The organism is Alkalihalobacillus bogoriensis ATCC BAA-922 (genome assembly GCF_000621445.1).
GTDB lineage: Bacteria > Bacillota > Bacilli > Bacillales > Bacillaceae_F > Bacillus_AO > Bacillus_AO bogoriense.
Window position 1 is genome coordinate 75,672 of sequence record NZ_KK211280.1, and the last position, 15,853, is coordinate 91,524.

Genomic DNA, 15,853 nt, shown 5'->3' on the forward strand with positions numbered 1-15,853 from the left:
CTTTTATAGTTTCACAGTTTGAGAAGGTATTTGTTGTAACCATTTATTCATGGAACAAACCGTTGAAGCAGTGGCTTGTAAACTAGTTAGCATCATCTTCAACGTTGATAATTCAGTTATCACCGTTACGCGCTGCTTTAATGCCAGTTGTCTTCTTTCTTTCCCTGCTTTGTGCCCTTTTTTCGGGATACTGATGAAAGCCACTGCGTCATCACGCTCAATCCATTGTTCAAATGAATCTGTTATAAGTGTAAATCCTTGAGCTTGTAACTCCTTTGCAAGTGGCTCAAACTCTTCTTTTTCTTCCTCTGCAATATCACAAAAGATTTGGCCTTCGATTTTATAAATAGGTGGGATTTGACCTTCACTCCAGGCAAACGCTTTTCTCATCGCTTCTTCAAGCGATTGACTAATACTAATCAATTCCCCGGTTGATTTCATATCCGCTTCTAAAATTGGGTCTAAGCCTGCAAGTTTGGCATACGAAAAGATGGGAGCTTTCACCGTATAATATGGTGTATCGTCTAATAATCCTGTTGGCAATTGCATTTGTTTAAGCGTTTTTCCAAGTAATAGATTAACCGTGATATCTACCATATTTACGCCTGTGACTTTACTTAAAATCGGAACGGTTCTTGATGCTCTTGGATTAATTTCAATAACATACAATTGCTCGTTGTAATAAACAAATTGAATGTTAAACACACCTGTAAAGTCCATGCCCTTTGCTATTTTTTTCGTATACTCTACTACTTTATCTTTCACTTCCTTTGTAAGTGAGAAAGGTGGTGTGACAGCCATACTATCACCAGAGTGAACACCAGCTTTTTCAATATGCTCAAACATACCTGGAATGAGCACGTCGCTTCCATCTGTTAGGGCATCAACTTCAATTTCAACACCAGGATAATAAGCATCAACTAAAGTCGGATAAACGACAGTTGTATCATTTTCTTCTAAATAACTTTTTAATTCTTCCTCACTCGAGTGGATCGTCATCCCTTGCCCACCGATAACATAGGAAGGACGGAGAAGGACTGGAAAACCAAGATCATTGGCAAAATGAACCACTTCTTTTTTGTTTGTTGCTGTCACGCCTGGAATATGCTGTACACCAACCTGTTTCATAAAATCATAGAATCGTCCTCTATCTTCAAGTTCATCAATGGTATCGAGTGTGGTTCCGAACAATGGCACTCCTGCTTCTTCTAATCCTTGAACGAGAGAGATCGCAGTTTGCCCACCTAATTGAACAATCACTCCTTCAATTCCTTCAACTTCAATGACATTTAAAACATCTTCAATCGTTAACGGTTCGAAATATAGTCGGTCAGCCATTTCATAATCAGTACTAACCGTTTCAGGATTATTGTTCATAATAATCGCTTCGTAGCCTAATTTTTTTAAACTGAGTGCACCATGAACAGAACTATAATCAAACTCAATTCCTTGGCCAATTCGAATTGGTCCTGAACCTAATATGAGGATTTTTGTTTTGTTACTCGTTGGATCAACATCATGTTCACCTGTCCAGCTCGAGTAATAATAAGCCGTACTTGCCGTAAATTCACCAGCGCAAGTATCAACCATTTTAAAGGATGGGAGGATACTGTACGCTTTTCGTTTTTCTCTCACGGCTGAAAGGGTAGTCCCCCATATTTTTGCTAACCATTGATCGGAAAAGCCATGTTTCTTTAAAGTAAGAAGCTCAGTTGTCGTCACTGTCTGTAACGTATAAGACTTTGCTTTATTTTCTAACTCAATAAGTTTGTAAAACCGTTGTAAGAAAAATAAACTAATTTGTGTCTTCTCATGGATCTTTTCCACCGTTTCTCCTTGACGCAAAAGCTCTAATATCGCAAAAAATCGACGGTCATCTGCTTGAATTGTACTTTCCCATAATTGTTCTTTCGTCCAGTGAGAAAGACTCGGCATTGTTAAGCCTTCTACTTTAATTTCTAATGAACGAACCGCCTTCTGCAATGCACTTTCTAAATTTCGCTCAATCGCCATTACTTCTCCAGTGGCTTTCATCTGAGTTCCTAATTTTCGGTCAGCATAGGCGAACTTATCAAATGGCCATTTCGGGAACTTTACAACGACATAATCAAGAGCAGGTTCGAAGCTTGCATACGTATGGCCTGTGACAGGGTTTAATAATTCATGTAAGTGATAACCTAAACTGAGTTTGGCTGCCATTCTTGCAATTGGATATCCTGTAGCTTTTGAAGCTAAAGCAGATGAACGACTAACCCTCGGATTGACTTCAATTAAATAATACTGCTTACTATTTGGGTCAAGGGCAAATTGAATATTACAACCCCCGACAATACCTAAAGCACGAATGATCTTTAAAGAAACCGAACGAAGCATTTGATACTCAACATCTGTTAATGTTTGCGACGGAGCAACAACGATTGAATCTCCTGTATGAACACCCACAGGGTCGATATTTTCCATATTACAAACCGTAATACAAGTATCATTGGCATCTCGCATTACTTCATATTCGATTTCTTTAAAGCCCGCGATGCTTTTTTCGATTAAACATTGTGTGATTGGACTTGCATTAAGCCCACCTTTCACAATATAACGAAGTTCCTCTTCTGTATTGGCTATACCACCACCAGCTCCACCAAGTGTATAAGCCGGACGAATAATAATTGGAAACCCAACTGATTGAGAAAACTGGACCGCTCCCTCTACAGTTGAGACGATTTCACTTTCAGGAACGGGTTCATGTAATTCATTCATTAAAGCACGGAACTCTTCTCTATCTTCACCTTTAATAATGGATTCGATTGGTGTCCCTAATAACTCCACTCCATATTTTTCTAAAATGCCTTGCTTGTGTAGTGCAAGAGCTAAATTTAAACCAGTTTGGCCTCCAAGAGTGGCTAGCAATCCATCTGGTTTTTCAACTTGAATTATTTTTTCGATCGTTTCTACTGTTAATGGTTCAAAATAGACAACATCTGCACAAGCTTCATCTGTCATGACTGTTGCTGGATTATTATTTACTAATATGACGTTTACGCCTTCTTCTCGTAACGCCAAACATGCTTGTGTTCCAGCATAGTCAAACTCTGCGGCTTGCCCGATAACAATTGGGCCAGAGCCAATGACTAAGACAGATGAGATGGTCGATTGTTTAGGCATATGCTTTCTCTCTCCTCTTGCTGCTCATTTCCTGAAAAAACTGAGTAAAAATTTGTTCGCTATCACTTGGTCCCGGATGTGCTTCTGGATGAAACTGAATCGAAGTAATTGGATAATAAGAATGGGCTAGCCCTTCAACAGAACCATCATTAATATTTTTATAACGAACCGTAAATCCTGTTTCTAGCAAACTTTCTTCTTTTACTACATAGCTATGGTTTTGCGATGTCATATACACTTGATTCGTGACGAGGTCTTGAACTGGTTGGTTGGCACCCCGATGTCCAAACCGTAGTTTCTCTGTATCGCCACCAAAGGCTAGGGCAAGTAATTGATGCCCTAAACAAATGCCTAAAGTAGGATATTTTGAAGCAAGGGTTTTTATCGTTTCTAATTCTTGTATTAATTGTTTTGGATTTCCTGGTCCATTTGATAACAAAATGCCATCTGGGTGAAGATTTTCAATCGTATCAATTGATGTATCATAAGGAACGACTGTCACACGACAACCTAGATGAACTAAACTATCGACAATTGATTTTTTATAGCCAAAGTCTACGAGTACAACGTGAATATCTCCATTCCCATACTCTTCAAAATTTTCAGTCGATACTTCTTTTACTAAGTGTCGGCTACCGATTGTTTCATAGGAAGAAAAATCAATCGTTTCTACATTTGTCGTTAAAATCGCTCCCATATCTCCTAATTCACGAATGCGCTTGACAACTGCTCTTGTATCTACACCAACAAGCATTGGAATTTGTTCCCCTGTACATGACTGTTCAATCGATTGTGTTGATTCATAGTGAAACCCTTCGCTACTATATTCACTCATTATTAATCCTGATACTTGTGTTTGCTCACTCTCATTATCCACATGATTTATCCCATAGTTCCCAATTAAAGGGTACGTAAAGACAACAATTTGCCCTTTAAAGGAAGGGTCTGTCATTACCTCTTGGTAGCCTGTCATTCCCGTAAAAAAAACAACTTCACCATAGACGTCTTTATCTTTTCCGATCCACTCGCCTTCAAATGTTTCCCCTGTGGAAAGTACTAAATATCCTTTCATCCAAGTTCCTCCTCACTACTCTACTATGCTCGTATAATTATATTCGTTACGGTATTTTTATTCATTCATGTATAAAAAAAATTATTATATTGTAATACAATAATTTTCTTTCATTTTTTCAATCACAAAATCTATCTCTTCTTTTGTCACTGTTAATGGTGGCAATAACCGAATAACATTCGGACCTGCATTTAAAACTAAAATTTGTTGTTCGCGCAGTTTTTTTAGGATTTCGGTTACATTTTCTGTACATTCAATCCCAACCATTAGACCTTTCCCACGCACTTCTTTTACAAGTGATGAATCTTTAAAGATTGTCGTTAGTTGTTGCATAAAGTATTCACCATTCGTTGTCACATTATTTAAAAAATCTTCCGTGAAAATTGTCGTTAGTGTTGCTTTGGCAGCAGCCATCGCTAATGGATTGCCTCCAAATGTTGAACCATGACTTCCTGGGCTAAACGCCTCTATTAACTTCTCTTTCCCGATCATTGCTCCTACTGGAAAGCCGTTCCCTAATCCTTTCGCAACAGTAACAATATCAGGTGAAATGCCATAGTGTTGGTATGCAAACGGTTTTCCAGTTCTTCCAATACCTGTTTGAACTTCATCTATAATAAGTAAAGCTTCATGTTCCTGACACAATGCTTCTACTTCTTGAATAAAAGCATGGTCACCGATATTTACGCCACCTTCACCTTGGATAACTTCAAGCATAATTGCCGCTACATTATCGTCAATCGCGTCTTTCACTGATTGAATGTCATTGTATCGTAAATATTGAAACTCATGTAATAATGGTCCAAACCCATCATGTATTTTCGCTTGCCCTGTCGCTGACATACTCCCAAACGTTCGACCATGAAACGACTGAGCAAATGTTAAAATTTTTGTTTTTCCAGTATATTTTCTAGCAAGTTTAATTGCTGCTTCATTTGCTTCAGCCCCACTATTACAGAAAAACACATATTGCCCATCTGAATGCTGAACAAGCGTTTCGGCAACTTCCTCTTGTAATGGAATATGAAACAAATTAGATACATGCCACAATTTCTCTGCCTGCTCTTTCACTGCTTCAACAACAGCCTCATGACAATGTCCTAAATTACAAACGGCAATGCCTGATGTGAAGTCAAGATACTCTGTACCATCTGTTGCTTTTAAAGTCGTACCTTTCCCACTTTCTACTTCGATTTCCCACCGTGCATATGTTGGAAATATAGCGCTCATTTTTCTTCTTCCCTTCTAAACGACACGCGTTGGTATTTTCTCTTTTATTACTTTTGTTCCTGAAATACGACCATCTTTTGTTAGAGTCGAGCCTTTGCCATTTACAATCATAACTTCTTCAATTTGTCCTTGTAAACTTTTAATCGCGGCATGGACTTTAGGAATCATTCCACCGTAAATCGTTCCATTTTCAATTAATGCATTTACCTCTTCAGTTGTTACTTCTTCTAGTAAATTTCCGTTATCTAAAATTCCAGGAACATCTGTCACAAATAATAACTGTTTTGCTCCTAACCCTTCAGCAATTGCAGCAGCTGCACTATCTGCATTTATATTATAGCGTTGTCCATCTACCCCTAGTCCGATTGGAGCAATAACAGGGACGAATCCACTATCAACAAGTTGTTGAAGCATCGGTTCATTGATTCCAATCGGCTCCCCGACAAAACCAAGAAGCTCAACATTTATTGGCTCTACTTTTATCAATCTACCATCACACCCTGATAAACCGATGCTATTTAATCCCGTTAATTGCAGTTTTGCGACTAAATTTTTATTCACTTTTCCGCATAACACCATTTCAGCGGTATCCAGAACATCTTGAGTTGTTTTTCGTAAGCCTTTCACAAACTCACTTTTAATTTTTAATACTTGAAGCATTTTATTAATTTCAGGTCCTCCACCATGAACAATAACAGGTGCTTTTCCAGAATCCTTTAACGCTTTAATACTTAAATAAAAATCATCAGACAATTCCCCAATTGTACTGCCACCACATTTGACTACTACAATTTCGTTCATTGCTCTCTCCCTTTTCAACTTTTTACGTACGATATCCTGCATTAATTCTTACGTAATCGTATGTTAAATCACAGCCCCATGCTTTTCCATATCCTTCACCTACGTTTAAGTTCACGTTAATTTGAACATTTTCATTTTTTAAGTAGTTTGTTGCTTCTTCTTCTGAAAAAGAAAGAGGTTGACTGTTTTTTAATGTTTCAATTGGACCTAACCCAATATCAATCGTATCTGGATCAATATCAGCGCCGCTATAACCGATCGCACAAATAATACGACCCCAGTTCGCATCTGTTCCATATACAGCCGATTTCACAAGGTCAGAGCCGACGATGCTTTTTGCCACTTTCCCAGCTTCTTCATCGCTCTTGGCACCATTGACGATTACTTCAATTAATTTTGTTGCTCCTTCTCCATCACGAGCAATTTTTTTCGCCAACGCTTCACATGTTTTTTCTAACGCTTCTATAAATAAAGGCCAATCTTTATGATTTTCATCTAATGAATCATTTCCTGCTAACCCACTAGCCATGACGACAACCATATCATTTGTTGATGTATCTCCATCAACAGTAATCCGATTAAATGTTTTGTTTGTAATAAATGACAATGCTTTTTGTAGCTCTTTAGGTTCAATATTCGCATCAGTTGTAACAAACCCAAGCATTGTCGCCATATTTGGGTGAATCATACCAGAACCTTTGGCTACTCCACCAATAGTAATTTCTACATCATCAATCGTTGTTTTATAACACGTGTGTTTTTTTACCGTGTCTGTCGTTAAGATCGCTTCATTAAATTGATTTGCACCTGTAAATGTTCGCTGTGGTTCGAGTTGATTGATTCCATCTGTGATTTTTTCCATTTGTAAAAATTCACCGATAACTCCTGTTGATGTAACCGCTACTTGATGAAGTGGAAGAGAAAACTTTTCTGAACCGAGTCTCCGCATTTCATAGGCATCTTCTAGCCCTCTTTTTCCCGTACAAGCATTAGCATTTCCACTGTTAACGATAATCGCTCTTAGTTTTCCTTCTTCAGCTATACTTTCTTGGGTAACTTTTAATGGTGCTGCTTGCACCTTATTTAATGTATATACTGCAGCACTACTTGCTGGAACGTCACAAAGAATAGCACCTAAATCTAATCTTTTTCTTTTTACTCCTGTATAAATTCCCGTCGCTGAAAATCCCTTTGGAGTCACAATGCTACCTTCTTCTACAAGCGTGACTTTTGATTGTTGACTTACTGATTGCATGTTCATTTCACCTCATATTTTGTGTGGAACTTTCAACACCGTCTATCTTATGGATAAAGCGGTATAATATCGAGCCCCGTTTTCTCTTCTAATCCAAGCATAACATTTACATTTTGGATAGCCTGCCCTGCAGCGCCTTTTACTAAATTATCAATAACTGATACGACTGTAATTCTACCTGTTCTCTCATCATATGTTACCCCAATATCGCAGTAATTTGTACCATATACTTCTTTTGTTGATGGATATTCTCTTTCAGGTCGAATCCTTACAAATGGAGATTTGGCATAACAATCCTCATATAACTCACGCAAGTTATTTTCTGACATTGGACTTGTTGCTTTGGCATAAATGGTTGCCATAATTCCCCTTGTCATTGGAACAAGATGAGTACTAAAGGTAATCGTATCAAAACGCTCATCATAATTTTTTAACCCTTGCTCGATTTCAGGAATATGTTTATGTTCATTAACTTTATAAATTCTAAAGTTATCATTCATTTCTGGATAATGAAAGTTCAATGCTGGTGACCTTCCGGCTCCAGACACAGCCGATTTCGCATCAATAATTATTGAAGACGGATCAACGAGTTTTTCTTTTACTAATGGTAGAGCACCTAATAAAGAGGCAGTTGGATAACAGCCTGGATTTGAAATCACTGTTGCATTTGCTACCTTTTCTTTTTCCCACTCTGTTAACCCATATATAGCCTGCTCTAGTAAAGCTTCCTGTGCTGCTGGTAACCCGTACCATTTTTCATATTGTTCTCTTTGTTTTAACCGTAAATCACCTGATAAATCAACAACTTTTAAACCTTGTTCTAATAGTCCTGGTACAATGTCTTTTGAGACCCCAGGCGGTGTTGATAAAAAAACAAGCTCTGCCTTTTGTCGTATTCCAACTGGATCTATCGCTTCAAGTTGTAAATCCACAATGTTTTTTAAATGATGGTAACTTTCATTAATAATTGTTCCTTGCTGTGAAGAAGAGTGTACGGAACTCACTTCAATCTCTGGATGATTATGTAATAGCCGGATTAGTTCTGCTCCCCCATATCCTGTCGCTCCAATAATAGCCGCTCTCATGACATCTCCCCCTCATTTTTTCCGCTACTTTTTTATGATGAGTATAATTATAAGGATGAATAAAAATAAATGCAACTGTATTTTTATTTTTATTTTCATTTTATACTCTTTTCATATTCAAACGCCGATTTAGCGGTAACTAGTAGAAAAGCCTATTTTTTTAGTCGTCGAAAAAGCTACTTTTGTTAAATGTATAATTTCCTTAGTATTGCTTTCTTAGCTTTTTATAAGAAAACAGTAGACATGCTGAAAGCCTAATTTCTCAAAAGAAAATTAGGCTTTCAGTATTTATCCACTATCACTTAATGATCATGGCCATTTCCTGATTCATGGTCGCCGCTCATTGCTCCCTCAACAGTATCAGGTTCCGCTAATATTGCATCGACATCAGGGGTCCCAACTACAATCAGTTCTTTTTCCATTCGATGCATATCACAAGCAGTTACATGGTAGTACGCATAATATACACCTTCTTGCTCAAACGTCCACGGCATAGTATATAATCCATCTTCAACATGCTCTGTATTTTTCATATGGTGATAATCAGGATTATTATGCTCCCATATTTCAATATTCACTTCATCGGCATCAACGATTGGTACATTTTCGTGTGTCACAACTACATTAAAGACAACTTCTACTCCTGGCTCACTTTGTTCAGGATTCCAACTAAAGTCGACTTCAATCGGAACAACTGGGTTTTGACAAGGACTGACTTGTTCACTTTCCTCATTCGCACATGCTCCAAGAGCTAAGATAAGCAAAAGGAAAGAAAGAAATACTTTTTTGCTCATTCGTACATCTCCTTTATTTTAACACCTTTTTCACATCAGCTACAATTGGGTCTGGATCAAGAGCCAATCCATCATATTTACGGATGACTTGACCTGTCTCATCGACTAAATAAAAACTAGTAGCATGAATCATATCATTGCTATCTTCTAATTTGCTTACAGGTGCTAAAAATGCCTCTGCCGCAAACTCTGTTATTTCCTCTTGAGTGTAGCCAGATAAAAACATCCACTTGTCAAACTCTGCGCCATTGTTCTCACCATAACTTTTTAAAATATCAGGTGAATCAAATTCAGGATCGACCGTAAATGATACTAGCTTCACATCAAGTTTTTCTTCTGCCAACGCATCTTGAAGCATTCTCATATTTGGTGTCATCGTTGTACAAACAGTCGGACATCGAGTGAATACCATATTCGCAATCCACACAGTCCCCTGTAACTGTTCATTGCTTACTGACTGTTCATTTTGATTGATATATTCAAATTCAGGGACAAAAAGTTCTGCTTCTGTTAAATCAACACCTGCTTTTGGCCCTGATTCATACAACCAGCCACAGCCTGCCAATAACAACGAAAGGCCAATAATCAACGTTACTATCACTTTATTCACTTTAAAAACTCCTTTTGTCTATCACTATGAACGAATTTGGTGTGTGACTGGAATGTCACTAATGGATGGTCCATCAGATTGTTTTTCTTTAGAAACCCACTGTTTAAACACATACCCGATTGTCACACCGTAAATAATTTCTTGAATGACCTTCATAATAACACCCGCTAATTGCTGATCGTGATGGACAGACATTGGGGAAAAACCATTTTCACCAAGTAATTGATATGGAACCATTTCTCCTGGTGGTAAACAATACGCCATCACAACAGCCCAAGTTGTTGGGTCACTATAGACGGCATAAACCGGCGAGCCTGCAAAAATAATTAAAGCACAAGCAGGTGTTAAAAAGGCCCCATTGGCAAATATATAAAGCATTCTTCGCAAGTCCGTTAGTTGTCCTTTCATCGGTAATGGGGCTAACATGAACCACCACATTAAAAAGGCTCCAAGTAATAATCCGATTTCATATAAACTATGCAACGCTACATTTTTCATCAACGTATCAAAAACAACAGGTAAATGATAAATCGAGAACATCCCATTAAACCAAAGGATAGCCACCAATGGGTTAAACACATATTTCGCATAGTTCACGAAGGTTGTCCCTTCTAGCTTTCTTCCTATTGCTTGAAAGACCCATTTTGGGGTACCTAAAATAAATAATGGGACAGCACAAATATAAGCAAATACCATTTGAAACATGTGGAATGTCAACATTAAATGACCTGCAATATAAAGTGGACTACCCCACCCTAAATAAAGCATAAATAAACCTAGAAAAAAGAATATTTTTTGCTTTACCTTTACTGGTGTAGAATCTTGGAAGCGATGTCTCCACTTTTCTACGAGAAGCAAGTAAAGAAGTCCAACCACTCCTAATATAAGGATAAGCTCAGGAGTCCATAAAGCCCGGAAACTAAAGTTAGAAAATAATAGATCTATCATGTTTTTCCTCCTAAACAAAAAGATTAACAAAAAGATTACAATACATTGTACAATGTACCATATAATATAAGTATAGAAAAAAGGTATTCAAAGTTTAAACACTAACAAATACTATAGCATATTATACTCTCTTTCCTAAGCTAGAAAGATGTCTTTTTTGTTACCTTTTCTCGACCAATTTTTTCAATAAAAGGAGTTTATATGTCAAACCAACATTTAATCGCATTAGACTTAGACGGCACTTTACTAAATGAAAAAAAGGAAATCTCAACTCGGACAAAAGAAACGATACTGAAAGCGAAAGAAGAAGGTCATATTGTATGTATTGCCACCGGACGTCCATACCGTGCTAGCTTGCAATATTACAATGAATTATCTTTAAATACACCTATCGTCAACTTTAATGGTGCTTTTGTCCATCACCCTACTAATAGTAGCTTCGGGTATCATCATACCCCAATGGATAAACAAACTGCAAAAGCTATCATTGAAACATGTGAAGCTTTCCGTGTCCAAAATATTATGGTTGAAGTGATTGACGACTTTTATTTGCGTTACTTAGATAAAATGATTATTGATACGTTTACAATGGGACAATCTCCTGTAAAGCATGGAAATCTACACTCTTTACTAGATGAAGATCCGACATCAATATTAGTCCATCCTAAAGAAGATCACGTTCAAGAACTTAGAAAACTCCTTCAAGATGCACACGCTGAAGTCATTGACCAACGAATGTGGGGAGCACCGTGGCATGTCATTGAAATCATTAGAGCTGGCATACATAAAGCGGTCGGGTTAAAAAAGATTGCAGATTATTATCAAATCCCAAAAGAACGAATTATTGCATTTGGTGATGAAGATAATGATTTAGAAATGCTCGAATACGCTGGAAAAGGGGTAGCGATGGGGAACGGTATCAAAGAGGCGAAACAAGTCGCCAAATTTGTCACTGCAACAAATGAAGAAGAAGGGATTGCGTTATTTTTGGAGGAGGAATTAGGGATTAGTCTTCATTCCTAACAAATATCTTTCCAAGGTAAAGTGGCGGAAAGCCTATCCCAACTAGTCCTTTTATGTTACTCTAGAAACTAGGAAATAAAAGAGACAGAAAACAAGTCGATTCGTTGTACAAAAAGGGGGAAATGGTATGAAGATTTATGAGGTACCTAAGGATTCAGACCAACCACTTCGAAATAAAATTGCTGATCTATTAATGGGGCAAATGGAGTCAGTTGGTGAAAAGAATGCATATGAGATCCTTTTAGAAGCCATTAATTTAGCCCTACAAGAAGGTTCAAGCGCACATATATTCGTTGCAGAAAAAGATAATACGATACTAGGCGCTGCCTTTTTTAATATTGGAATTAGTATTGACAAAGGAGGACATTATCTTTGGTTAAATGATTTATACGTTCATAAAGAACATCGTAACCAAGGGATTGCAAAAAAGATCCTTCTTAACGTCATTTACTGGGCCGAGAATAAAAAAATTAAAGGAATTGAACTTGAAACAGGGATTAATAATGAAGCAACTAAAGCCCTTTATAATTCATTAGGGTTTTACGATATTATCTCGAAACGATATGGTTTCAGATTTTAAACTGCCGACGTATACTGGCAGTTTTTTTATTTTGTCCATGGAAAAAACAGATTTTTTTCTTTTTTTCTAAACGTCTGCACTTCTTTTTTTAAATTTAAGGCATAGGATAATATCAACCTAGAATTACACAATTTACACAATTGATGGGTAAGGAGTGTACTAACTATGAATAAGTCATTTTATGAAGCTGAATTCAATGACCTTTACATCAAATTATCAAAAGATGCACTCCACGAATTCATAAAGAAAATGATGGATGAAAACTTCTCACTCTTTTGGCGCTACGAAGATGAAACGATTTATCTTATCATCGACAACGAAGATGCTCTTTACGAAATTCCCTTTAAACGCAGTGATGATTCACTTACCCTCCATGTTGACCACTTACAAGTAAACAATGAAATCATCGTTGAAGCACTTGAGGTTTTCATTTCTGAATTCAGTGGAAATGGTGTAGTAAAAAAGTTTACTGGTGGCCCGCTTTATATTACCTCTTATCGTACTGGAGATATTCAGTCCATTATTGAAATTGATGGGAGTGACAAAATCATTATGAATAAAAATGGCTCTATTATAGAGTACAAGGAGTATGGTCATGAATTAGAACCAAAAACCATTTATCATATGACACTACTAGAAATCGATTACGAGCTAATGGAACTTCATGAAGCGATCCAATCTGAAGATGAAGCACAAATTCGTAAACATAAAAAGCGTTTAAAAAAATTAGTAAGTCGTCATAACGAAGTTTCTCAATTTTTGTAATGCGCTTAGCAACCTCATATTTCTCCGATTGGAGAGGCAAGCACGGACATGGTGCTTGCAATTTTTTCTGCCTTCACTCTCTCTTTTATCCTCTGCTTAATGAAAAATCCGATGAGTCTCATCGATACTACTTTCCTTATACCGATTTTCATGCAACAGCAATCGCAATCTTTCATACATGTATAACATGACCATCTCCATCACTTCATCATCTGACATGTCTTTAATATACTTTTCCAATTCTTTTCGTTCTGTATTTTCTACAATATCAGACACAAGGAGAAGCGCATCCTCATCACTATTAATGTCTTTGGCATACATCTTAAATAGATCTTCTACAAATTTCATACCTTCACCTCGGTATTAGCATATACATTTCCACACAGTTTTATCGATAGAAAATCATCATCACTAAAATACAATCGTCTCCTCCAATGTTTTTGTATTCATGTTCATAATGAGCCGCAAATTGAATCGCTTCACCTTGATGTAAGACAAACTCTTGTGTGGCCACAGTAAGTGACATGTTCCCTTTTTCAACAAAAATATATTCCTCAACACCTTCAGGATGAGCCTCTGAACAGTAATGACAATGTTGTTTTAATGTTATTGAAAAACATTCAACAGGCTTCCCGATTTCTTTTGGAAAAATCGGTCTCACTAAAAACTGACCACTTTCATCAGGCAATGGCTTAATTGTATCTCGATTCACAACTTTAACTTGTGGTTTTTCTTCTTCAATAAAAGTCGTAAAAGGTACTTGTAATCCATTTGCAATTTTCCATAATGTACTTACAGTCGGATTCGATTCTCCTCTTTCAATTTGCCCTAACATTGGTTTGCTCACGTCTGTTATTTGAGCAAGTTTGTCTAAGCTTAACTTTCTACTCATACGAATCTTTTTTAAACGTGTTCCAATCCTGTCATTTAAATTTACAGATTCCATATAAAATTCTCCTTGCCGATTTGTATGTTATCACATACAATTAGTATATCATATTTTACACATTAGAAGAAAGGAAAGATAAAATGAACACTGCAACCGTTCAAAAACGCCCGAATTCAGCCGTTTATAAAGGGTTAATGGCAGGAGTCGGAATTGCGATTGGTTATACACCTGCTGCCATTACATTTGGTCTACTTGCTAAAAGTACTGGACTCTCGTTTATCGAAACATTTGCGATGAGTGTATTTGTTTATGCTGGCGCAGCTCAATATATGGCGTTAAATTTAATTGCAATCGGCACTGGTGCATTTGAAATCATTTTCACCACGTTTATTGTCAACATCCGCCACCTGCTTATGAGTGCATCTGTAAGCGAAAAGCTAGTGGATACCCACCCAATAAAAAAAGCAGGACTAGCCTTTGGGATTACGGATGAAGTTTTTGCCGTTACGACCACACAAGAAGGGAAAATGAAAGCCGCTTTTCTTTTTGGTGTTGCCCTCATCGCATATTCAAGCTGGGTAATTAATACTGCCATTGGCTATTACGTTGGAGCGATATTACCAGACTCCCTCCAACAAAGTATGGCGATTGCTCTTTATGCAATGTTTATTGCATTATTAATGCCTTCCTTAAAAAAGCATCGCAAAGTTGTGTCTCTCGCGATCTTAGCAGCTCTATTAAATTCAATTTTTTCATTATTCCTGCCAACAGGCTGGTCTATCATATGTGCTACAGTTGGGTCATCTATCGCTATTGAACTTATCGAAAGAAAGGGGAGAACATAATGGAATTACCTTTATTGTATGTCATTATCGGAATGGCGATTGTAACTTACATACCTAGATTACTTCCTCTTATTTTACTTGATACTGAAAAAATTCCCCCTTTTGTTCAAGCCGTGTTACGAAATGTTCCTTATGCGGCACTTGGTGCCCTTATTTTTCCTGGGGTACTATTTATTCATGAATCGATTTGGTTTGGGATTATTGGTGCTATAACAGCTATCGTGATTGCTTATCTTGGTGCAAATTTAATCATCGTTGTCATCAGTTCGATATTTGTATTATTTATGTATTCTTCCTTTTTTTTATAATGCCTTTTACATAACACAACAGGCGATGGCTAACGGAAAGGTGACTCAAAAAGTTTTCACTTCATGAGTCACCTTTCTCTGTTATCCAGACTGTTGTTGGTCCTTTGTCCTTATTTCTTTAATGGCATGATTAACGGCAGCACGATGCTTCCAAAGGAGTGGCAATACTTCTTCTACTGCCAAAAACGTCTCTGCTATATCCGAATACTTATCCCCTTTTCCATGAATAGACCAGTTACCATTTGTATTCATTAGTGTTAACTGTCCTCCTCTTTCACGGTCATGAAATACGAAATAATATTTGTGTCCTTGCGAATCAAAGCTCGCAAACTCTGAAAAAGAAGTGAGAAACTGCTCAATATGAACCCTCTTGCTTATTATCAACATTTCGATTCACCACCTTTTCATTTACGACTTTCTTTTCCTTTTCTTTTTTTTCCGTAAAAATCCTGCCTCATTTTGTAAACTTTCCTTTTTTCACCGCCTTAG

At 37.2% G+C, this 15,853-nt stretch carries 17 protein-coding genes; 5 read left to right on the forward strand and 12 right to left on the reverse strand.

Annotation, left to right across the window (positions count from 1 at the left end):
- Positions 1 to 3 precede the first annotated feature (3 nt).
- The 9 genes from carB to ctaG all read right to left on the reverse strand — a co-directional run bounded on the left by carB (position 4) and on the right by ctaG (position 10,954).
- Positions 4 to 3,159 carry a carbamoyl-phosphate synthase (glutamine-hydrolyzing) large subunit gene (gene carB / locus T323_RS0123305; protein WP_026675428.1) on the reverse strand — a complete coding sequence of 1,052 codons (3,156 nt, stop codon included), beginning with the start codon at positions 3,157 to 3,159 and terminating at the stop codon, positions 4 to 6.
- The gene (locus T323_RS0123310) at positions 3,152 to 4,231 is read right to left on the reverse strand and encodes a carbamoyl phosphate synthase small subunit (RefSeq protein WP_026675429.1); all 1,080 of its coding nucleotides are present in this window, start codon (positions 4,229 to 4,231) and stop codon (positions 3,152 to 3,154) included. The genes carB and T323_RS0123310 overlap by 8 nt, the downstream gene beginning before the upstream one ends.
- Before the next feature lie 84 nt (positions 4,232 to 4,315).
- The gene (gene argD, locus T323_RS0123315; RefSeq protein WP_026675430.1) at positions 4,316 to 5,461 is read right to left on the reverse strand and encodes an acetylornithine transaminase; all 1,146 of its coding nucleotides are present in this window, start codon (positions 5,459 to 5,461) and stop codon (positions 4,316 to 4,318) included.
- 15 nt (positions 5,462 to 5,476) lie between these two features.
- Positions 5,477 to 6,262 carry an acetylglutamate kinase gene (argB, locus tag T323_RS0123320; RefSeq protein ID WP_026675431.1) on the reverse strand — a complete coding sequence of 262 codons (786 nt, stop codon included), beginning with the start codon at positions 6,260 to 6,262 and terminating at the stop codon, positions 5,477 to 5,479.
- Between the two features lie 22 nt (positions 6,263 to 6,284).
- Positions 6,285 to 7,517: a bifunctional ornithine acetyltransferase/N-acetylglutamate synthase gene (argJ, locus tag T323_RS0123325; RefSeq protein WP_026675432.1), complete on the reverse strand. Its 1,233-nt coding sequence runs from the start codon at positions 7,515 to 7,517 to the stop codon at positions 6,285 to 6,287.
- A gap of 47 nt (positions 7,518 to 7,564) precedes the next feature.
- Positions 7,565 to 8,602, reverse strand: coding sequence for an N-acetyl-gamma-glutamyl-phosphate reductase (argC, locus tag T323_RS0123330; protein WP_026675433.1), 1,038 nt, complete (start codon positions 8,600 to 8,602; stop codon positions 7,565 to 7,567).
- A 302-nt stretch (positions 8,603 to 8,904) separates the two neighbouring features.
- On the reverse strand, positions 8,905 to 9,396 hold the full coding sequence (locus tag T323_RS0123335; RefSeq protein ID WP_026675434.1) for a FixH family protein: 492 nt from the start codon (positions 9,394 to 9,396) through the stop codon (positions 8,905 to 8,907).
- Positions 9,397 to 9,409: 13 nt separating this feature from the next.
- Positions 9,410 to 10,006: an SCO family protein gene (locus T323_RS0123340; RefSeq protein WP_026675435.1), complete on the reverse strand. Its 597-nt coding sequence runs from the start codon at positions 10,004 to 10,006 to the stop codon at positions 9,410 to 9,412.
- Between the two features lie 24 nt (positions 10,007 to 10,030).
- A complete protein-coding gene (ctaG, locus tag T323_RS0123345; RefSeq protein WP_035179801.1) occupies positions 10,031 to 10,954 on the reverse strand; it encodes a cytochrome c oxidase assembly factor CtaG in 924 nt (307 codons plus the stop codon).
- 201 nt (positions 10,955 to 11,155) lie between these two features.
- Between ctaG and T323_RS0123350 the strand changes: the two genes are divergently transcribed.
- The 3 genes from T323_RS0123350 to T323_RS0123360 all read left to right on the forward strand — a co-directional run bounded on the left by T323_RS0123350 (position 11,156) and on the right by T323_RS0123360 (position 13,322).
- Positions 11,156 to 11,977 carry a Cof-type HAD-IIB family hydrolase gene (locus T323_RS0123350; RefSeq protein WP_026675437.1) on the forward strand — a complete coding sequence of 274 codons (822 nt, stop codon included), beginning with the start codon at positions 11,156 to 11,158 and terminating at the stop codon, positions 11,975 to 11,977.
- Positions 11,978 to 12,104: 127 nt separating this feature from the next.
- Positions 12,105 to 12,557 carry a GNAT family N-acetyltransferase gene (locus T323_RS0123355; RefSeq protein ID WP_026675438.1) on the forward strand — a complete coding sequence of 151 codons (453 nt, stop codon included), beginning with the start codon at positions 12,105 to 12,107 and terminating at the stop codon, positions 12,555 to 12,557.
- Positions 12,558 to 12,722: 165 nt separating this feature from the next.
- Positions 12,723 to 13,322, forward strand: a complete 600-nt coding sequence (locus T323_RS0123360) for a YkzI domain-containing protein (RefSeq protein ID WP_026675439.1) — start codon at positions 12,723 to 12,725, stop codon at positions 13,320 to 13,322.
- Positions 13,323 to 13,418: 96 nt separating this feature from the next.
- On the opposite strand, the gene T323_RS0123365 is transcribed toward T323_RS0123360, so the two are convergent.
- Together T323_RS0123365 and T323_RS0123370 are read right to left on the reverse strand one after the other, a co-directional pair.
- Complete coding sequence (locus T323_RS0123365; RefSeq protein ID WP_026675440.1) at positions 13,419 to 13,670, reverse strand: DUF6154 family protein; 252 nt, start codon at positions 13,668 to 13,670, stop codon at positions 13,419 to 13,421.
- A 40-nt stretch (positions 13,671 to 13,710) separates the two neighbouring features.
- The gene (locus tag T323_RS0123370) at positions 13,711 to 14,268 is read right to left on the reverse strand and encodes a helix-turn-helix domain-containing protein (RefSeq protein WP_026675441.1); all 558 of its coding nucleotides are present in this window, start codon (positions 14,266 to 14,268) and stop codon (positions 13,711 to 13,713) included.
- Positions 14,269 to 14,351: 83 nt separating this feature from the next.
- On the opposite strand from T323_RS0123370, the gene T323_RS0123375 reads away from it, so the two are divergent.
- A complete protein-coding gene (locus T323_RS0123375) occupies positions 14,352 to 15,056 on the forward strand; it encodes an AzlC family ABC transporter permease (RefSeq protein ID WP_026675442.1) in 705 nt (234 codons plus the stop codon).
- Complete coding sequence (locus tag T323_RS0123380; protein WP_026675443.1) at positions 15,056 to 15,364, forward strand: AzlD domain-containing protein; 309 nt, start codon at positions 15,056 to 15,058, stop codon at positions 15,362 to 15,364. The genes T323_RS0123375 and T323_RS0123380 overlap by 1 nt, the downstream gene beginning before the upstream one ends.
- A gap of 81 nt (positions 15,365 to 15,445) precedes the next feature.
- On the opposite strand, the gene T323_RS0123385 is transcribed toward T323_RS0123380, so the two are convergent.
- On the reverse strand, positions 15,446 to 15,751 hold the full coding sequence (locus T323_RS0123385) for a hypothetical protein (protein ID WP_035179803.1): 306 nt from the start codon (positions 15,749 to 15,751) through the stop codon (positions 15,446 to 15,448).
- Between the last annotated feature and the right edge of the window lie 102 nt (positions 15,752 to 15,853).

Coding starts and splice junctions, on each gene's coding strand:
- carB (WP_026675428.1), bottom strand. CDS start 3,159: ATGCCTAAACAATCGACCATCTCATCTGTCTTAGTCATTGGCTCTGGC.
- T323_RS0123310 (WP_026675429.1), bottom strand. CDS start 4,231: ATGAAAGGATATTTAGTACTTTCCACAGGGGAAACATTTGAAGGCGAG.
- argD (WP_026675430.1), bottom strand. CDS start 5,461: ATGAGCGCTATATTTCCAACATATGCACGGTGGGAAATCGAAGTAGAA.
- argB (WP_026675431.1), bottom strand. CDS start 6,262: ATGAACGAAATTGTAGTAGTCAAATGTGGTGGCAGTACAATTGGGGAA.
- argJ (WP_026675432.1), bottom strand. CDS start 7,517: ATGCAATCAGTAAGTCAACAATCAAAAGTCACGCTTGTAGAAGAAGGT.
- argC (WP_026675433.1), bottom strand. CDS start 8,602: ATGAGAGCGGCTATTATTGGAGCGACAGGATATGGGGGAGCAGAACTA.
- T323_RS0123335 (WP_026675434.1), bottom strand. CDS start 9,396: ATGAGCAAAAAAGTATTTCTTTCTTTCCTTTTGCTTATCTTAGCTCTT.
- ctaG (WP_035179801.1), bottom strand. CDS start 10,954: ATGATAGATCTATTATTTTCTAACTTTAGTTTCCGGGCTTTATGGACT.
- T323_RS0123350 (WP_026675437.1), top strand. CDS start 11,156: ATGTCAAACCAACATTTAATCGCATTAGACTTAGACGGCACTTTACTA.
- T323_RS0123355 (WP_026675438.1), top strand. CDS start 12,105: ATGAAGATTTATGAGGTACCTAAGGATTCAGACCAACCACTTCGAAAT.
- T323_RS0123360 (WP_026675439.1), top strand. CDS start 12,723: ATGAATAAGTCATTTTATGAAGCTGAATTCAATGACCTTTACATCAAA.
- T323_RS0123365 (WP_026675440.1), bottom strand. CDS start 13,670: ATGAAATTTGTAGAAGATCTATTTAAGATGTATGCCAAAGACATTAAT.
- T323_RS0123370 (WP_026675441.1), bottom strand. CDS start 14,268: ATGGAATCTGTAAATTTAAATGACAGGATTGGAACACGTTTAAAAAAG.
- T323_RS0123375 (WP_026675442.1), top strand. CDS start 14,352: ATGAACACTGCAACCGTTCAAAAACGCCCGAATTCAGCCGTTTATAAA.
- T323_RS0123380 (WP_026675443.1), top strand. CDS start 15,056: ATGGAATTACCTTTATTGTATGTCATTATCGGAATGGCGATTGTAACT.
- T323_RS0123385 (WP_035179803.1), bottom strand. CDS start 15,751: ATGTTGATAATAAGCAAGAGGGTTCATATTGAGCAGTTTCTCACTTCT.